The sequence below is a fragment of the Streptomyces sp. NPDC090022 genome, from assembly GCF_044748145.1.
Lineage (GTDB): Bacteria > Actinomycetota > Actinomycetes > Streptomycetales > Streptomycetaceae > Streptomyces.
Genome location: NZ_JBIVFN010000004.1, coordinates 45,605 through 61,629, shown reverse-complemented (window position 1 = coordinate 61,629; position 16,025 = coordinate 45,605). Strand labels below are relative to the sequence as shown.

17 protein-coding genes are annotated in these 16,025 nt (G+C 75.2%); 10 read left to right on the top strand and 7 right to left on the bottom strand.

Translation table 11 applies throughout. The features are described 5' to 3' along the window. Window positions 1-206 precede the first annotated feature (206 nt). Window positions 207-1,337 carry an alpha/beta hydrolase family protein gene (locus tag ACIPXB_RS10695; protein WP_401447308.1) on the top strand — a complete coding sequence of 377 codons (1,131 nt, stop codon included), beginning with the start codon at window positions 207-209 and terminating at the stop codon, window positions 1,335-1,337. A 160-nt stretch (window positions 1,338-1,497) separates the two neighbouring features. Then, on the top strand, window positions 1,498-2,910 hold the full coding sequence (locus ACIPXB_RS10690; protein WP_401447306.1) for a hypothetical protein: 1,413 nt from the start codon (window positions 1,498-1,500) through the stop codon (window positions 2,908-2,910). A 45-nt stretch (window positions 2,911-2,955) separates the two neighbouring features. Here ACIPXB_RS10690 and ACIPXB_RS10685 read toward each other — a convergent pair whose 3' ends face one another. Next, on the bottom strand, window positions 2,956-3,360 hold the full coding sequence (locus tag ACIPXB_RS10685; protein ID WP_401447304.1) for a VOC family protein: 405 nt from the start codon (window positions 3,358-3,360) through the stop codon (window positions 2,956-2,958). A gap of 80 nt (window positions 3,361-3,440) precedes the next feature. Then, complete coding sequence (locus ACIPXB_RS10680; protein WP_401447302.1) at window positions 3,441-4,331, bottom strand: neutral zinc metallopeptidase; 891 nt, start codon at window positions 4,329-4,331, stop codon at window positions 3,441-3,443. Between the two features lie 306 nt (window positions 4,332-4,637). Between ACIPXB_RS10680 and ACIPXB_RS10675 the strand changes: the two genes are divergently transcribed. The 8 genes from ACIPXB_RS10675 (at window position 4,638) to ACIPXB_RS10640 (ending at window position 10,117) form a co-directional block, all read left to right on the top strand. After that, window positions 4,638-6,236 (top strand): ABC-F family ATP-binding cassette domain-containing protein, encoded by a 1,599-nt coding sequence (locus ACIPXB_RS10675; RefSeq protein WP_401447300.1) that lies wholly within the window; start codon window positions 4,638-4,640, stop codon window positions 6,234-6,236. Between the two features lie 407 nt (window positions 6,237-6,643). Further along, window positions 6,644-6,865 (top strand): helix-turn-helix domain-containing protein, encoded by a 222-nt coding sequence (locus ACIPXB_RS10670; protein ID WP_030233427.1) that lies wholly within the window; start codon window positions 6,644-6,646, stop codon window positions 6,863-6,865. A gap of 142 nt (window positions 6,866-7,007) precedes the next feature. Next, window positions 7,008-7,787, top strand: a complete 780-nt coding sequence (locus tag ACIPXB_RS10665; protein ID WP_401447297.1) for an enoyl-CoA hydratase/isomerase family protein — start codon at window positions 7,008-7,010, stop codon at window positions 7,785-7,787. A gap of 88 nt (window positions 7,788-7,875) precedes the next feature. Then, window positions 7,876-8,313 carry an Asp23/Gls24 family envelope stress response protein gene (locus tag ACIPXB_RS10660; RefSeq protein WP_401447295.1) on the top strand — a complete coding sequence of 146 codons (438 nt, stop codon included), beginning with the start codon at window positions 7,876-7,878 and terminating at the stop codon, window positions 8,311-8,313. Window positions 8,314-8,389: 76 nt separating this feature from the next. Beyond that, a complete protein-coding gene (locus ACIPXB_RS10655) occupies window positions 8,390-8,575 on the top strand; it encodes a hypothetical protein (RefSeq protein WP_401447294.1) in 186 nt (61 codons plus the stop codon). Window positions 8,576-8,582: 7 nt separating this feature from the next. Further along, complete coding sequence (locus tag ACIPXB_RS10650; protein WP_401447292.1) at window positions 8,583-8,960, top strand: hypothetical protein; 378 nt, start codon at window positions 8,583-8,585, stop codon at window positions 8,958-8,960. Beyond that, the gene (locus ACIPXB_RS10645) at window positions 8,957-9,556 is read left to right on the top strand and encodes a DUF6286 domain-containing protein (RefSeq protein ID WP_401447290.1); all 600 of its coding nucleotides are present in this window, start codon (window positions 8,957-8,959) and stop codon (window positions 9,554-9,556) included. The genes ACIPXB_RS10650 and ACIPXB_RS10645 overlap by 4 nt, the downstream gene beginning before the upstream one ends. Window positions 9,557-9,562: 6 nt before the next feature. After that, entirely contained in the window at window positions 9,563-10,117 is a 555-nt protein-coding gene (locus ACIPXB_RS10640; protein ID WP_401447288.1) for an alkaline shock response membrane anchor protein AmaP, read from the top strand. A 146-nt stretch (window positions 10,118-10,263) separates the two neighbouring features. Here ACIPXB_RS10640 and ACIPXB_RS10635 read toward each other — a convergent pair whose 3' ends face one another. From ACIPXB_RS10635 to ACIPXB_RS10615, 5 genes are all read right to left on the bottom strand, one after another. Next, a complete protein-coding gene (locus tag ACIPXB_RS10635) occupies window positions 10,264-11,019 on the bottom strand; it encodes an SDR family oxidoreductase (protein WP_401447287.1) in 756 nt (251 codons plus the stop codon). A 10-nt stretch (window positions 11,020-11,029) separates the two neighbouring features. After that, window positions 11,030-11,842, bottom strand: a complete 813-nt coding sequence (locus ACIPXB_RS10630) for an SURF1 family protein (RefSeq protein WP_401447285.1) — start codon at window positions 11,840-11,842, stop codon at window positions 11,030-11,032. A 104-nt stretch (window positions 11,843-11,946) separates the two neighbouring features. Then, entirely contained in the window at window positions 11,947-12,180 is a 234-nt protein-coding gene (locus tag ACIPXB_RS10625; protein ID WP_401447283.1) for a hypothetical protein, read from the bottom strand. Window positions 12,181-12,370: 190 nt separating this feature from the next. Beyond that, window positions 12,371-13,342, bottom strand: coding sequence for a DEDDh family exonuclease (locus ACIPXB_RS10620; RefSeq protein WP_401447281.1), 972 nt, complete (start codon window positions 13,340-13,342; stop codon window positions 12,371-12,373). Window positions 13,343-13,404: 62 nt separating this feature from the next. Beyond that, complete coding sequence (locus ACIPXB_RS10615; protein WP_401448233.1) at window positions 13,405-16,011, bottom strand: MXAN_6230/SCO0854 family RING domain-containing protein; 2,607 nt, start codon at window positions 16,009-16,011, stop codon at window positions 13,405-13,407. Window positions 16,012-16,025 lie beyond the last annotated feature (14 nt).

Here is a 16,025-nt window from a genome sequence, read left to right as displayed (position 1 = left end):
ATTTATGCACGTCAGGGACGGGTGAACGCGGGCGAACGCGCCCGTTTCCGGCCGCCCCGGCCGGTTCGCCCAAGGTCCCGAAGAGACTCAGATCACGCGCAAGCGGAACCCCGCGGCGGCCGCCCCGCGCCCCCGCCCGCCCCCCGCCCGGCCGCGCCGCCCGTCCTCCACTGGCCGCGCCGCCCGTACCGTCCGACACTGGAGCGGTGCGCACCGCTACCGTGACGGCAGCCACCGTCACCGCCACCTTCGTCGGGGCCGCGGCGGCCGCCGTCACGGCCGGCCGGTTCGCCGCCGACGCGGCCCTGCGGCACGCCCCCGGCCGCCCGCTGCCCGGCGGACCCCGCCTCAGCGTCCACTCCACCGCCGCCGGCCGGGTCGCCCTGACCCGCTCGCTGGCCTCGCTGCGCCCCGGTACGTACGGACTGGACGCCCCCGGCGTGCACGCGATCGCCGGCCCCGTCCTGCCCGACGCCCCGCACCACCCCGACACCGTCGTACGGCGCCTGGTCGCGGTCACCCACGGCAGCCTCGAACCCGGCGTACGGGTCGACCTCACCCCCCAGGTCCACCTCGGCAACCCGCGCACCGCGCTCGGCCTGGACCACGCCGACGTGGACGTCCCCGGGGAGCTGGGCGGCCTGCCCGCCTGGTTCGTGCCCGCCGCCCGCGACACCTGGGTGATCACCGTGCACGGGCTGGGAGCGAGCCGCGAGCACCCGATGGTGGTGATGCCCTTCCTCCACCGCCACCAGCTGCCGGTCCTCGACCTCGCCTACCGCGGCGACCTCGGCGCCCCCGCCTCCCCGGACGGCCTCGGCCACCTCGGCGAGTCGGAGTGGCGCGACGTCGACGCCGCCATCCGCTACGCCCTGCGCTTCGGCGCCCGCCGCGTCGTCCTGCACGGCTGGTCCACCGGCGCCGCCATGGCCCTGCGCACCCTGGAGCGCTCGGGGGTGGCCGACCGGATCGCCGGGCTGGTCCTGGACTCCCCGGTGCTCGACTGGCACGCCACCCTGCGGGCGCTGCTCGTCGCCCGCCGCACCCCGGCCCCGCTGCTGCCGCTGGCCGTCCGTGCCGCCGAGAGCCGCGCGGGACTGCGAGCCGACCACCGGCCGCCGGGCGCCGACCCCGCCGCGCTGCGGATCCCCGTCCTGATCTTCCACGGACCCGACGACACCATCGCCCCCTGGGAGCCCTCCCGGGCGCTGGCCGCCGCCCGCCCCGACCTCGTCACCCTGCGCACCGTCCGGGACGCACCCCATGGGGCGATGTGGAACGCCGACCCCGCCGGGTACGAGGAGGCCCTGCGCCGCTTCCTCACCTCCCTGGTGTGAACACCGCCGCCGGCGCCCCCAGGGGGTGTCCGGCCGGGGCCGCCGGTGCCCGGCGCCGCACGGCGAACGGGGCGTTTTGTGGTGATATCAACTCCTGTTCATCAGCGGTAACGGCCCCTTCCGTTTGGGCTTTCGGCCGGTGACGGGCGAGACTGCTTCCGTGACGTCCCGAAAGCCTGATGAGCAGTTGGCTCGCGACTCCAGACTCCGACTCGTCTCCGCGCGTTCGGTCGCCACCGCCCGCAAGGCGGTCACCGACCGGCGTACCCGGCCCGCGCCCCGGCCGCCCGCGGGCACCCCCGCCCCGGCCGACCTCGCGAACCGGGCCCGGGCCTCACTCGACGACGCGGTACGCCTCGCCCGTTGGGCCGAGCGCCACCTCGGCACGGCGGACGGCTCGCGCCCCGCGCCCGCCGGGGCGCTGCCCGCCCAGGACGTCGAACGGGCCGCCGGGGACCTGGCCCTGACGCACGGCCAGATCCGGGCCGGCTGGGACCGCGCCCGGCTCGCCGGCCTCGTCGAGGTGCACGGCGGAGCCGCCCGCCCCGGCTGGCGGCTGAGCGCCTGGGACCGTGACGACACGGCCGTACTGCGCGGCTGGGTGGCCCTGTTCGACGCCTGGTCGCTGGTGCACCCCGCCCCGGCCGACATCGCCCCCGCGGTCGTCGCCGAGGTCGTCGAGGCCATGCCCCAGGTGCTCTCTCTGCTCCAGCTGTCCGCCGGGCCCGTCACCGTCCCCGTCCTGCTCGACCTCCTCGGCCAGCGCGTCGCCGAACTGCGCGACGAGCGCTGCGAGGTGCCCTACGACCTCCAGGACCCGGCGCCCGCCCCCGACGCCGCCGACCGGCCCGTGCCGCTGGCCCGGCTGCTGCGCTGGGCGCTCGGCGGGCTCGCCGCCGTCGACGCCGTCACCCTCGGTCCGGCGCAGGCCACCCTGACCCCGCTGGGCAGTTGGGCGGTCTGGGTCAAGCTGGAGCAGATCTGCGTGGCCGCGCAGAGCCCCGCCGGCAACATCGAGCAGTCCGCCGCCGCCATGCTGCACGGCTGTGCCCGGCTCACCCCCGGCCCGGCCCGCGCCGAGTACCGGGCCTGGCTCGCCGCCCGGCCCGTCGGACACGCCGTCAGCGAGCTGCTGCACGCCGCCCGAGGCGAGGACGCCCTGCTGCGCGGGCTCGCCTTCGAAGCACTGCGCGTGGTCGGCGCGCCCGCCGAGCCCGAGGTCCGCGCCGCCGCCCGTGAGGCCGGGCTGCGCCCGTACGCCCTGCTCTGGCTCGCCGAGCACGACGGGCTGGACCCCGAGGACGCCCAGGACGTGCTCACCGCGGAGGAGTCGACCTGGCTCTGGGTGGACACCGCCGCCGCCATCGCCGACCACGGCGAGGCCGAACTGCTCGCCCGGCACCTGGACTCGGCCGTGCGCACCACCGTCCCCCGGCTGCTCGACGAGGTCCGCGCGGTCGGCCACCCCCGCACCGTGCAGGTCCTGGTCGCCCTCGCCGCCGCCCACCCCGACCCGGCCCTGGCCAAGGCCGTGCGCCGGGCCGCCTTCCAGGTCCACACCGGCGGCGCCTGATCCCGGCGCCCGGTCGCGCGGCCGGGCCTCACCCCGGCGGCACCCTCACTCCGAGGTGGTCGCCGGGGCGTACGTCCCGAAGCTCCAGATGTTGCCCTCGCCGTCGCGCGCCATGTAGTCCCGCGACCCGTAGTCCTGGTCGGTCGGCTCCATCAGGATCTCCACCCCGTGCTCCACCGCCCGCCGGTGGTGGGCGTCCACGTCCTCCACCACCACGTACACCCCCGAGGGGCCCCCGCCGGTCATCGCCTTGTCGAAGACGCCGCCGGTGCCCTTGCTGCCCAGCATCACCACGCCGTTGCCGTACGCCAGCTCCGCGTGGACCACCGAGCCGTTCTCCCCCTCGTACACCGCGACCCGGGTGAACCCGAAGGCCTCCGTCAGCAGCTTGATCGCCGCCTGCGCGTCGCTGTAGACCAGCGTCGGACTGATGGACGGGTTGCCTGCCATGACGATCACTCCCTTTCGTGAATGTGACCCACGGCACAGTCTGGCAGGCGGCAGTGACAGGAGGCCCGACCGGCGCCGGCTCACCGGAAGGTGTTGCACTGCGCCATGTCACCCGTCCGGTACCCCTGGTAGAACCACTGCTGACGCTGCTCGGCCGAGCCGTGCGTCCAGGACTCCGGCGTCACCCGGCCCTGGATCTTCTCCTGGATGCGGTCGTCGCCGACGGCCGCCGCCGCGTCCAGCCCGTCCCGGATGTCCTCGTCGGTCAGCGAGGTGATCAGCGGCCGCCCGGTGGACTCGTCCGGGGTCCGTGTCGCGTGGTGCGCCCACACCCCGGCGTAGCAGTCGGCCTGCAGTTCCACCTTGACGGCGTTGCTGCCGGCGCCCTGCCGCCCGTCCTGCGCCCGCTGGAGGGTGCCGATCAGGTTCTGGATGTGGTGGCCGTACTCGTGGGCCACCACGTACGCCTGGGCGAACGGGCCGCCGGTGGCCCCGAACTGCGTCCGCAGCTCGTTGAAGAACCCCAGGTCCAGGTAGACCCGCTGGTCGGCCGGGCAGTAGAAGGGGCCGACCGCCGAGGTGGCCGCGCCGCACGCGGTGTTCACCCGGCCGGTGAAGAAGACCGTCTGCGCCGGGCGGTAGGTGCCGCCGCGGCGCGCGAACTCCTGGCGCCAGAAGTCCTGGGTGCTGTTGACCACCGCCACCAGCCGGCAGTCCTCGCGCGCGTTCGCGTCCCGGCCCGTCCGGCAGGCCTGCTGCACCTGGGCGACGGAGGAGGCGCCCACCGAGGGCTCCTGGTCGCCCGACGACAGCCCCAGGTTCTCCGGTCCGACGCCGAACAGCAGGCCCAGCACCAGCGCGATGATGCCCGCGATGCCGCCACCGATGGTGGCCCGGCCGCCCGGGATGCGGCTGCCGCGCACGTCCTGGACCTCGGACGTGTCCAGCTGGGCGTCGTCGTCGAACTGCATGCCGCACCGCCTCGGTCTCCGCTTGTCCGCCGGCGCGGCCCACTGTCCGCTCCTGCGGTGAGTATCAGCCCATTCGTCCTGGTACGCGCCCCGGCCGACGGGCGGGGCCCGTACACCGCACGGGGAGCGGGGGAGGCGTGGGCCGTAAGGGGCTCACAGGGTGCTCGACCCCACACCCGCGGCCCGAAAACTCCTTGCACACCCCCGCTAGAATGGGTCCCATGGCAAATCTCCTCGCGGATTAGCGGCGTCGAAGCGACGCGTCCCGCCCCCCTTCCGCCGTACCCACCGCCCTGGAGTATTTCCGTGATCACCGCCACCGGCATCGAGTTGCGCGCCGGCGCCCGCATCCTCATCGAGGCCGCCTCCTTCCGCGTCGCCAAGGGTGACCGCATCGGCCTCGTCGGCCGCAACGGAGCGGGCAAGACCACCCTCACCAAGTGCCTGGCCGGCGAGGGCCAGCCCGCGGCCGGCAGCATCACCCGCTCGGGTGAGGTCGGCTACCTGCCGCAGGACCCCCGCACCGGCGACCTGGACGTCCTCGCCCGCGACCGCATCCTCTCCGCGCGCGGTCTGGACACCCTGCTCAAGAAGATGCGCGCCAACGAGGACCGCATCGCCAACGGCTCCGGCGCCACCCGCGAGAAGGCGCTCAAGCAGTACGAGCGCCAGGAGACCGAGTTCCTCACCAAGGGCGGGTACGCTGCCGAGGCCGAGGCCGCCACCATCTCGGCCGCCCTGGGACTGCCCGACCGCGTCCTGGGCCAGCCCCTGCACACCCTCTCGGGTGGTCAGCGCCGCCGCGTCGAGCTGTCCCGGATCCTCTTCTCGGACGCCGACACCCTGCTGCTCGACGAGCCGACCAACCACCTCGACGCCGACTCGATCGTGTGGCTGCGGGACTACCTCAAGACCTACCGCGGCGGCTTCATCGTCATCTCCCACGACGTCGACCTGGTCGAGACGGTCGTGAACAAGGTGTTCTACCTGGACGCCAACCGCTCGGTGATCGACGTCTACAACATGGGCTGGAAGCTCTACCAGCAGCAGCGCGAGGCCGACGAGAAGCGCCGCAAGCGCGAGCGCCAGAACGCCGAGAAGAAGGCCGCGGCCCTCAACTCGCAGGCCGACAAGATGCGCGCCAAGGCCACCAAGACCGTCGCCGCCCAGAACATGGCCAAGCGCGCCGAGCGCCTGCTGTCCGGCCTGGAGGCCGTGCGCGTCTCCGACAAGGTCGCCAAGCTGCGCTTCCCCGACCCCGCGCCCTGCGGCAAGACCCCGCTGACCGCCGAGGGCCTGTCGAAGTCGTACGGCTCGCTGGAGATCTTCACCGACGTCGACCTGGCCATCGACAAGGGCTCCCGCGTGGTCATCCTCGGCCTCAACGGCGCCGGCAAGACCACCCTGCTGCGGCTGCTGGCGGGCGCCGAGAAGCCGGACACCGGCGAGGTCACCCCCGGTCACGGCCTCAAGCTCGGTTACTACGCCCAGGAGCACGAGACCCTCGACCCCGAGCGCACGGTCCTGGAGAACATGCGCTCCGCGGCCCCCGACCTGGACCTCGTCCAGGTGCGCAAGACGCTGGGCTCCTTCCTCTTCTCCGGCGACGACGTCGACAAGCCGGCCGGGGTGCTCTCCGGTGGCGAGAAGACCCGGCTGGCCCTGGCCACGCTGGTGGTCTCGTCCGCCAACGTCCTGCTGCTCGACGAGCCCACCAACAACCTCGACCCGGCCAGCCGCGAGGAGATCCTCGGCGCGCTGCGCACGTACAAGGGCGCGGTCATCCTCGTCACGCACGACGAGGGCGCGGTCGAGGCGCTGGAGCCGGAGCGGATCATCCTGCTCCCGGACGGCGTCGAGGACCTGTGGGGCCCGGACTACCGGGACCTGGTCGCCCTGGCCTGACCGGCCCGGTGGCCCGGCCCGACCGGCCGGGTCGCCCCGGCCCGACCGGCGTCAGCCCAGGTTGACCCGTTGATCGAAGCCCTTCTGGATCATTCGGCTCACCGGCGATCCATCATCTGAGTGAGACGGTCTCGTACCCCCGCTCGCTCTGTGTCGGCCCCGGTCGCACCCTCCGTGGTGATGCGGCCGGGGCGGATTTATTCCCACCGCCGCCCCTGACCTGGACGTTCCCCGTGGCGGTTGCGGAGCGTGATCGAGGCCTTGCGGCGGAAGAGAAGATTCCGTTCTGCTCGGGCGTCCACGGAGCGGGAAATGGCGTCGTACCGACCTTGCTGAATGGGTGGCCAGGAAGCCCGGGAGGGGTGATCATGAGAAGTCCAGAGCGCACTTCCCATGAGGAGGCACGGGTGGCCGAGACTCTGAAGAAGGGCAGCCGGGTGACCGGCGCCGCGCGCGACAAGCTCGCGGCAGACCTGAAGAAGAAGTACGACTCCGGTGCGAGTATCCGGGCGCTGGCCGAGGAGACCGGCCGGTCCTACGGGTTCGTCCACCGGATGCTCAGCGAGTCCGGAGTCATTCTGCGCGGTCGCGGCGGCGCGACCCGCGGCAAGAAGGCGGCCTCGGTCTGACCGGCGCCGCCGCCTGATCCACCGAAACCGGTACCTTCGGTGACCCCCCGGTCGGCCATCCGGCCCACCGGGTGGTTACTGTGCAGTCACTTATCGCCGACGGCCGATCCCTACGGCCCGACTGCACACCGGAGGCACCCTGATGGCTCTGCTCGACAAGGACGGCGTACGGCTCACCGTCGACGACACGATCGCCACGGTGACGCTGACCAATCCGGCCAAGCGAAACGCCCAGTCCCCCGCGCTCTGGCGGGCGTTGGCGGAGGCCGGGCGGTCGCTGCCGGGCACCGTCCGGGTCGTGGTGCTGCGCGGTGAGGGCAAGTCCTTCTCCGCCGGACTGGACCGGCAGGCCTTCACGCCCGAGGGGTTCGAGGGCGAGCCGTCCTTCCTCGACCTGGCGCGCGGCTCCGACCAGCTGCTCGACGACACCATCGCCGAGTACCAGGAGGCGTTCACCTGGTGGAGGCGCAACGACATCATCACGATCGCGGCGGTGCAGGGGCACGCGATCGGCGCGGGCTTCCAGCTCGCGCTCGCCTGTGACCTGCGCGTGGTCGCCGACGACGTGCAGTTCGCCATGCGCGAGACCAGCCTCGGACTGGTGCCGGACCTCGGTGGCACCCAGCCGCTGACCTCCCTCGTGGGCTACGCCCGCGCCCTGGAGATCTGCGCCACCGGCCGCTTCGTCCACGCCGAGGAGGCCGAGCGCACCGGCCTGGCCAACCTGGTCGTGCCCGTCGGCGAGCTCGACGCCGCCGTGGCGGACCTGACCGCCGCCCTGACCACGCCGCCGCGCGACGCGGTCGTGGAGACCAAGGCGCTGCTGCGCGGCGCGGTCACCCGTACGTACGACGACCAGCGCGTCGCCGAGCGCGCCGCCCAGGCCCGTCGGCTGCGCGATCTCGCCGGTCTCTCGGACTGACGGCCGCGCCCGCCGGCCGGGCATGAGCGGGCGGCGCGCGGGCAGGGCGCTTACGGTGGTCGGGAGTCCGAACGCGCGAAGGGACAGGATGATGAGCGAATCCACATCCGCAGGACCCCCTCGGGACCCGGCCGACCGGGGCCGTACGTCGATCGCCGACGGAGTGGTCGAGAAGATCGCCGGCATGGCCGCCCGCGAGGTCGTCGGCGTCCACGCCATGGGCAGTGGCCTCTCCCGCACCTTCGGCGCGGTCCGCGACCGGGTGCCCGGCGGGGCCAAGGCCTCCGTGACGCGCGGGGTGAAGGCCGAGGTCGGTGAGGTCCAGACGGCGATCGACCTGGAGATCGTCGTGGACTACGGCGTGGCGATCCGGGACGTGGCCCGCGCGGTCAGGGAGAACGTCGTCGCGGCGGTGGAACGGATGACGGGCCTCGAGGTCGTCGAAGTGAACATCGCCGTCATCGACGTCAAACTCCCCGACGAGGAAGACGAGGAGCCGGAGCCCGGCACCACCCGGATCCAGTAGCCGCCGGATCCAGTAGCCGCCGGATCCCGCAGCCGCCGGATCCCGCAGACGGCGGTATCCGCCGAGAGGAGCCCGCATGAGTATGGCGGTCGCCGGCCTGCTGGCCGGCATGGCCCTGGGATTCGCCGGGTACTTCGGCGGATTCGGAGCGTTCCTGCTGGTCGCCGCCCTGGGCGCCGTCGGCTTCATCGCCGGCCGGTTCCTCGACGGGGACCTGGAACCCGGCGACTTCTTCCGCCCGCGCGGCGACCGGCGCCGGTGACCCCCCGATGACCACACCACGGGCCACCGCGCCGTCCCGGGCCACCCGGGTGCCGCCGGCCGAGCGCGGGGCCACCCAGATCACCGACCGGGTCGTCGCCAAGATCGCGGCCAGGGCCGCCCGCGAGGCGCTGGGCGGCCCGCCGCCCGGCGGTACGGCGCCGCACGCGACCGTCACCGTGCACCACGACATCGCCCGCGTCCGCATCAGCCTCGAACTCGGCTACCCCGGCGACCTCGCCGCCCAGTGCGCCGCCGTCCGCCGCCACGTGACCGAGCGCGTCGAGAGCTGCGCCGCCATGACCGTGCCGGAGGTGGACATCGACATCGAGCACCTGCACGCCGCGCACACCGGGCCCGGCTCCCGGCGGAGCCGGCTGCGATGAGCGCGGCCCCCACCGAGGCCGACGTCCCCGGGAGCCCGGCGCCCGCCGGCCGCGCGCGCCGGTTCCGCTCCACCCGCCGGATCCCGGCCGTGCTCACCGCGCTCGCCGTCCTCGGGGCCGCGGGCCTCTTCCTCTACGACCTGGTCGCCGTACGGACCGAGCGCCCCGGCATGCGCTGGCGCCGCGAACTCGCCCGCCAGCTCGACCGGCACACCCTCGCCGAGGCCGCCGTCGTCACCGGCGCCGCGCTCCTGGCCCTGCTGGGCCTGGTGCTGCTGGTGCTCGCCTGCACCCCCGGCCTGCGCAGGGTGCTGCCGATGCGGTCACCGGCCGCCGGGGTGCGCGCCGGACTCGGCCGCAAGGGCGCCGCCCTGCTGCTGCGCGACCGGGCCATGGAGGTCTCCGGCGTGCAGTCCGTCCGGGTCGCGGTGCACCGCCGCCGCATCACGGTGCGGGCCGCCTCGCACTTCCGCGAACTGGACGACGTACGGGCGGACCTGGACGCGGTGCTCCGCGTGGGCCGCGAGGAACTGGGCCTGGCCCGTGAGCTGCCGCTGCGCGTGCGGGTCGTGCGGCGCGCCGCCGGGAAGAGGTGAGTGGACATGCTCCGCCGGGTCAACCGGATCGTCCTCGGCCTGATCGGCACGGCGCTGCTGGCGGCCGGGGCCGTCGTGCTCGTCGGCACCTGGCCGTTCGCGGGCCGGCACGAGCCGCTGCTCAGCGAGGCCCGCCGACGCGGGTTCCACGCCGAGGGATGGCGGTGGTGGGTACTGCTCGCCGCCCTCGCCCTCTGTGTCGTCCTGGCGCTGTGGTGGCTGCTGTCCCAGCTGCGCCGCCCACACCTGCGGGCCGTCCTGGTGGACACGGGTGACGGGGCGTACGCGACGCTGCGCGGCCGGGCCCTGGAGGAGGCGGTGGCGGCGGAGTGCGGAGCGCTGGGCGGTGTCGCGGCCTGCCGGGTCCGGCTCCAGGGCCGCCGCGGCGCGCCCGTCCTGCGCATCGCCCTCAGCCTGGAGCCGTACGCCGTGCCCGCCGACGTGGTGGCCGCGCTCGCGGGGCCCGTCATCGAGCGGGCCCGCGCCTCCGCGGGCCTGCCGGACCTGTCCGCCGAGGCACGGCTGACCATCACCGGGCACCGGGCACGGCGGGTGCTGTAGCCCCCGGGACGCGGGCCCCGTGGCGAGGCCCCCCGGGCGCGGGGCCCCCGGGCGCGGGGCCCCCGGGCGCGGGCACACCGGACGCGGGTCCCCCGTGGCGCGGGCCCCGGGGGACCCGCGTCCGGTGTGCCCGTAACGCGACGCGGTCAGAAGCCGTGCCGGGCGCCGCCGTCCACCGGCACCATGATCCCGGTCAGGTACGACGCGGCGGGCGAGAGCAGGAACGCCGCCGTGCGGCCGAACTCCTCCGGCGTGCCGTAGCGCCGCAGCGGGATCCGGGACTCGTGGCCCGCCCGGGCCGCCTCCGCGTCGCCGGAGAGGGCGTCCAGCTCGCGCACCCGGTCGGTGTCGATCCGGGCCGGCAGCAGCCCGACCACCCGGATGCCGCGCGGGCCCAGGTCGTCGGAGAGCGACTTCGCGAAGCCCGCCAGCCCCGGGCGCAGCCCGTTGGAGATGGTCAGCCCCGGGATCGGCTCGTGCACCGAGCCCGACAGGACGAAGCCGATGACCCCGCCCTCACCGAGTTCGGCGGCCGCGGCGCGGGCCATCCGTACGGCGCCCAGGAAGACGGACTCGAACGCCGTCTGCCACTGCGCGTCGGTGTTGTCCGCCGCGGAGCCGGGGGCCGGACCGCCGACGCTGACGAGGACGCCGTCGAAGCGGCCGAAGCGCTCGCGGGCGGTCTCGACGAGCCGGCGGGCGGCGTCCGGGTCGGCATTGTCGGCGGCGACGCCGACCGCGTTCGGGCCGAGCGCGGCGGCGGCCTCCCGCGCGCGCCGCTCGTCCCGTCCGCTCAGGACGACCTTCGCGCCGTCGGCGGTCAGTTCGCGGGCGGTCGCCAGGCCCAGGCCACGGGTGGCGCCGGTGACGACGTAGACACGGTCCTGCAGTCCAAGATCCATGCCCGACACGCTACGCCGTCGCGGCCGTGGCCTCCTCGGCGGGCGGGCTGCCGGCGGCCGGGGTGCCGACGGCGGCGGCCTGTTCGCGGTCGCGCCGCTCGCGCCGGACGAGGACCACCCAGCCCACCGGGACCCCGGCCGCGAACAGCCACCACTGCACGGCGTACGCCATGTGCGCGCCGATGGAGTCGTGGTCGGGCGCACCGATCGGGTCGGGGCTGCGGTCGGCCGGGACCGGCGCGGTCAGCTCCAGGTAGCCGCCGAGCACCGGCCTGCCCAGCGTCTGCGCCTGCTGCCCGCTGTTGATCAGCATCACCTGGCGGTCCGGCAGGCCCTTGCGGTCCTTGATGCCGCTGCCGCCGCTGGTCTCGTCGGCCTTGAGCCGGCCGGTGACGGTCACCTCGCCCGCGGGCGGCGCGGGCACCGGGGGGTAGGCGCGCGGGTCGCCGCCGCCCGGCACCCAGCCGCGGTTGACCAGGACCACCCGGCCGTCGGTGAGGACCAGGGGGGTCAGCACGTGGAAGCCGACCTTGTCGTCGGCGTCGGTCCGCATCCGCACCACGACCTCGTGCGCGCTGTCGTACGTACCGGTGGCCGTGACCGCGCGCCAGTAGTCGGAGCGCGGGACCGTGTGGCCGGGGGAGGTGAGGTCGGTCACCGGCACCGGCTGCGCCGACAGAGCGGCCGCGATCAGCTCGTTGGACGCCACCCGGCGCTCGTGGCGGTGGAACTGCCAGAACCCCAGCTTGATCATCACGGGGATGAGGACGAGGGCCACGAGGGTGAGGCACACCCACTGCCGGGTCAGCACAAAGCGGTACACGCCATCGACGGTACCCCGCGCGCGAGCGGCCCCGGCGGCCGGGTGGCCGGCCGGGGCCGGGGGAAACAGGGGGAGGGGCGACGGGCGACGGTGGGGGAAGGGGGTCAGACGCGGTCGACGATGCCCACCTTCCCCTCCGAGCGGGCGCAGTGGGCTCCGCAGAACCACTGCCCCTCCACCTCGACACCCTGCCCGATGATCTGGACCCGGCAGTGCTCACAGATGGGCGCCATGCGGTGAATGGCGCAGGAGAAGCAGTCGAAGACGTGCACCGCGCCCTGCGCGTGCACCTCGAAGGACATGCCGTAGTCGTTTCCGCAGACCTCGCAACGAGCCATGCGCCGCATGCTCCGGAGCGCGCCCGCGCGGAGCAAGATCCAGCGGGGTGAGTCGTCCGCGGCGCACCCGCCCGGCGCAACGGCGGCCGGATGCGCCGGGGATGCGGGGTGCGCCGGGATGCGGGGTGCGCCGGGGATTGCCGGGTGCGCCGGGGATTGCCAGGCCCCCGCGACCGGCCCGGGGCGGGCGTCAGTCCCCGGCCGGGGCCACGTCGCGCAGCAACTGGGTGAAGGCCGCCTCGTCGACGACCGGCGTGCCGTACGCCTTGGCCTTGACCGTCTTGGACGTGGCCGAATCCGGATCGTTGGTCACCAGCAGCGAGGTGAGCCGCGACACACTCGTGGCGATGTGCAGGCCCGCCTCGACGGCACGGTCCTCCAGCAGCTCGCGCTCCACGGAGGTGTCACCCGAGAAGGCGACCCGCATGCCCTGCCGCAGGCCCTCGCCGTCCTCGAAGCGCCCCGGGTTCGGGTACGGGCACGCCGGGCGCTTGCGCGCGGGGCGCCAGCTGACCGGGCGGTAGGACGCCTGGTGGCCCACGCGCGGGGCGGCGGGGGAGTCCGACCACTCCGTCAGCGGCCGGCACTCCAGCAGCGGCAGGCGGACGCCGCCCTGCGCCGCGGCGTGCAGCGAGGGCCGGAAGGCCTCGGCCAGCACCCGCGCGTCGTCGAGCGCGTGGTGGGCGCGCTGCTGGACCACGCCGAAGTGCGCGGCCAGCGACTCCAGCTTGTGGTTGGGCAGCGGCAGGTTCAGCTCCTTCGACAGGGCGATGGTGCACAGCCGCTGACGGACCGGCGCCGCGCCCTCGGCCCGCGCGTACTCGCGGGCGATCATCTGCCAGTCGAACATGGCGTTGTGCGCGACCAGCACCCGGTCCGCGAGCCGCCCGGCGAACTCCTCGGCGATGTCCTTGAACAGCGGGGCGTCCGCGAGCATGTCGCTGGTGAGCCCGTGGATCCACACCGGCCCCGGATCGCGCTGCGGGTTGACCAGCGTGTACCAGTGGTCCTCGACCTCGCCCTGCGCGTCGAGCCGGTAGACGGCGGCCGACACGATCCGGTCGTCGCGCGCGAGCCCGGTGGTCTCCACGTCGACGACCGCGTACCCCTGGGGGTACGCGGTCGGCCAGGTCGTCTCTGCGGTCGTACGGTCGTCGAGCATGGTCACAGAGGATACGGGCCCCGACTGACAGCCGTGGCCGGAAGGCCGGACGTACGCGGCTTTCAGCCGAGTTCCGCGAGCAGGTCGCCGGCCTCGGCCCGGACGAAGGAATCCGGTACGTCCCCGTCGCCCTCGAAGAGCCGGTACGCCGTCCCCGAAGCCCCCTCGGGAGCCGGTCCGGCGTGCACCCGGGCGAGGAACACCCGCTTCCCGGCGGCCTCCTGGAGGGCCGCCGCCTCCGGGTCCGGACACGTCAGGCGCTCCTCGGGGACGTCGAGCCGGGCGATCCGCGCGGCGAACGCGACGGCCTCCTCGGCGGCCCCGCGCCGGTAGCGCAGCAGCTCCCCGTCGCGCACGACATCCACCTCGCGGCAGCGTGCCGCGGCCCGCCACACCGTCAGGTCCCACAGGGTGACCCGGGTTCCCGACCCGAAGTGGTCCCACAGGTCGCGGGCGACGGAGGCGAGCCGCTCGCCGTGCGAGCCGACGCTCTGGAAGCCGTCGGCCGGCGGCAGGTGGACGTCCGTCCAGCGGGCCCGGCGCGCGGCCAGGTCCACCACCATCGGCAGGGTCACCAGCGACGCGCCCGCCAGGTCGAAGCGCTGGCGGACCGTGCGCGGGTCGTACTCCGCGTCCCGGGGCGCGCCGGCGGGCAGGGCCATGAAGCCGGCGAAGGCGTCGGGCAGCTCGTCGAAGGGCACGTTGTTGTAGCTGAAGACCACCGGTACCGCGTACACGTCACCGCGCCGGGCGAGGGCCTCCAGGTCCAGGTCGACGTACTCGGTGGCACCGGCCGGGGCCGGGGCCGAGGTGAGGTCGCCGGAGTGGACGGCCTCGCCGTGGTCGCCGTGGTGCAGCGAGGTGTAGTCGCACAGGCCCGTGAAGTTCCAGCCGGCGTCGAAGAACGCCACCGACAGGTCCAGGTCGGTGCGCCGGTCCGCCGGCTGCGTCCAGTGCAGGAACAGCCGCACCACCTGGCCCGCGGGCAGGGTCAGCGTGCTGCCGCGCGGCACGGCCACCAGGGCGCGCGCCGTGGAGCGCGCGCCGAAGGGCACCGTGAGGTCCGCGAGTCCGGCGTCCAGCACCGCCCGCTCGTACGCCCGCCCCCGCTCGCCCGGCTCCGCGCCGGCGGCCTCGAAGCGGCGTACCACCTCGGCCTCCAGCAGCGCCGTGACCGCCCCCACGAGCGCGGCGGGCAGCGGCGCCCGCTCCTCCGGGGCGACCTGCGCCCGGGCGACCCGGCCGGCCGGGAAGAACACCCGGCGGGTCGCGGTGCGGTCCTCGGCGCGCGGGCGCAGCGCGCCCAGCGCCGACAGCAGCGGGCCGGGACCGGCCCCGGGCAGCGCGCGCCGCAGCGCCCGCTCCAGCTCGGGGACGAGTGCCTCGCCGGTGTGCAGCCGCAGCAGGTGGTCCAGGCGCCGGACGAGCTCGCCCGGCCGCTGCCCGGCCAGCTCCGCCGCCCGGCCCGCGTCGCCCTCGGCGAGCGCCTGCTCCAGGCGGCCCGCCCAGGTGGCGGGGCGGATCCGGTCGCCCTCGACGCGGACCGCGTCGGGGTGCATCGAGGCGTGGTCCAGCAGCCAGGCGCCGAACGCGGTCACCGGCGAGGGCACGCTCCCGCGCAGCACGGCGAACGCCATCGCCGCCCGCGGGAAGCGGATGTGGTGCTCGAAGGGGTGCAGGCCCTCCCCGGCCCGCTTCCAGGCACGCGGGTGCCGCAGCAGGTCCTCCACGAGGTAGGGGGCCGGCAACACGTCGAGGGCGCCCAGCAGTTCGCGGCGCAGCGGCCGGGGCAGGCCGGTGAACCGGGGCAGCGTGTCCAGCCCGGGGTCCCCGCCCGCGTACACGGCCAGCAGCCGCAGCACGTCGGTCGCGGTCGTCAGCCGGGCGGCGAGCAGGAGCCGTACGGCGTCGCGCGTGCGCGCGTCGCGCAGCAGCGAGCCGAGCACCAGCGCCTTGGTCTCGCGCACCGGGATGTCCACGGGCAGCCAGCCCAGGTCCGCGGGCGCCCAGGGCAGCAGCGCGGCGAGGTCGTCGAGGTCCTGCGGGGCGGGCGGGGTACGCCGGGCCAGCAGGCCGGCGAGCACCGCGCCCGCGTCCGCCGCGCGGTCCGTGCCCAGGCGCAGCAGCCGCAGCGGTCCCGCGGGGGCCTTGCGGATCCGGCGGGAGGCCGCGGCGGCGCGGGAGGCCGGGCGCAGGAAGGGGTCGGCGGGGTCGATCCGGCGGTGGCACAGGGGGCAGCCGGCGTAGTCGGAGCCGTCCCAGCACAGCCGGCAGACCAGGTGCGCGCAGGGCGCGACGGGGAAGACGGTGCGCTGCTCCCCGCACAGCACGCACGGCTGCTCGGGGGCCTGGAGCAGGTGCGCGAAGACCCGGTCGACGTACAGCCGGTCGGTGTCGCGCGGCGTGCTGAACGGGAAGCGGCGCAGCAGCGGGACGTGGACGCGGTCGGCGCCCAGGAGCGCGTCGGTCAGCGCCGTCAGCCGGGCGCCGGCCGGGGCCAGCCGGGCGGCGGGCAGGGCCGCCAGCGCGGCGTACAGGTCGGGCGAGAGGGTCCAGCCGCGCTGGAGGAGGTCGTTCTCCAGACGGCGCAGCGCGGGGCCGGCCGGCTTCGTGGCCGGGGTGGCCAGGGTGTCCCGGTCCACGTGGACGGTGCCCAGGCGGCGCAGCAGAACGGCCGCGACGG

Bases quoted from the DNA above. Each gene is read 5' to 3' on its own strand.
- ACIPXB_RS10645 (WP_401447290.1), top strand. From the start codon at position 8,957: ATGAGCGCGGCCCCCACCGAGGCCGACGTCCCCGGGAGCCCGGCGCCC.
- ACIPXB_RS10650 (WP_401447292.1), top strand. From the start codon at position 8,583: ATGACCACACCACGGGCCACCGCGCCGTCCCGGGCCACCCGGGTGCCG.
- ACIPXB_RS10635 (WP_401447287.1), bottom strand. From the start codon at position 11,019: ATGGATCTTGGACTGCAGGACCGTGTCTACGTCGTCACCGGCGCCACC.
- ACIPXB_RS10625 (WP_401447283.1), bottom strand. From the start codon at position 12,180: ATGGCTCGTTGCGAGGTCTGCGGAAACGACTACGGCATGTCCTTCGAG.
- ACIPXB_RS10685 (WP_401447304.1), bottom strand. From the start codon at position 3,360: ATGGCAGGCAACCCGTCCATCAGTCCGACGCTGGTCTACAGCGACGCG.
- ACIPXB_RS10640 (WP_401447288.1), top strand. From the start codon at position 9,563: ATGCTCCGCCGGGTCAACCGGATCGTCCTCGGCCTGATCGGCACGGCG.
- ACIPXB_RS10665 (WP_401447297.1), top strand. From the start codon at position 7,008: ATGGCTCTGCTCGACAAGGACGGCGTACGGCTCACCGTCGACGACACG.
- ACIPXB_RS10655 (WP_401447294.1), top strand. From the start codon at position 8,390: ATGAGTATGGCGGTCGCCGGCCTGCTGGCCGGCATGGCCCTGGGATTC.
- ACIPXB_RS10660 (WP_401447295.1), top strand. From the start codon at position 7,876: ATGATGAGCGAATCCACATCCGCAGGACCCCCTCGGGACCCGGCCGAC.
- ACIPXB_RS10620 (WP_401447281.1), bottom strand. From the start codon at position 13,342: ATGCTCGACGACCGTACGACCGCAGAGACGACCTGGCCGACCGCGTAC.
- ACIPXB_RS10680 (WP_401447302.1), bottom strand. From the start codon at position 4,331: ATGCAGTTCGACGACGACGCCCAGCTGGACACGTCCGAGGTCCAGGAC.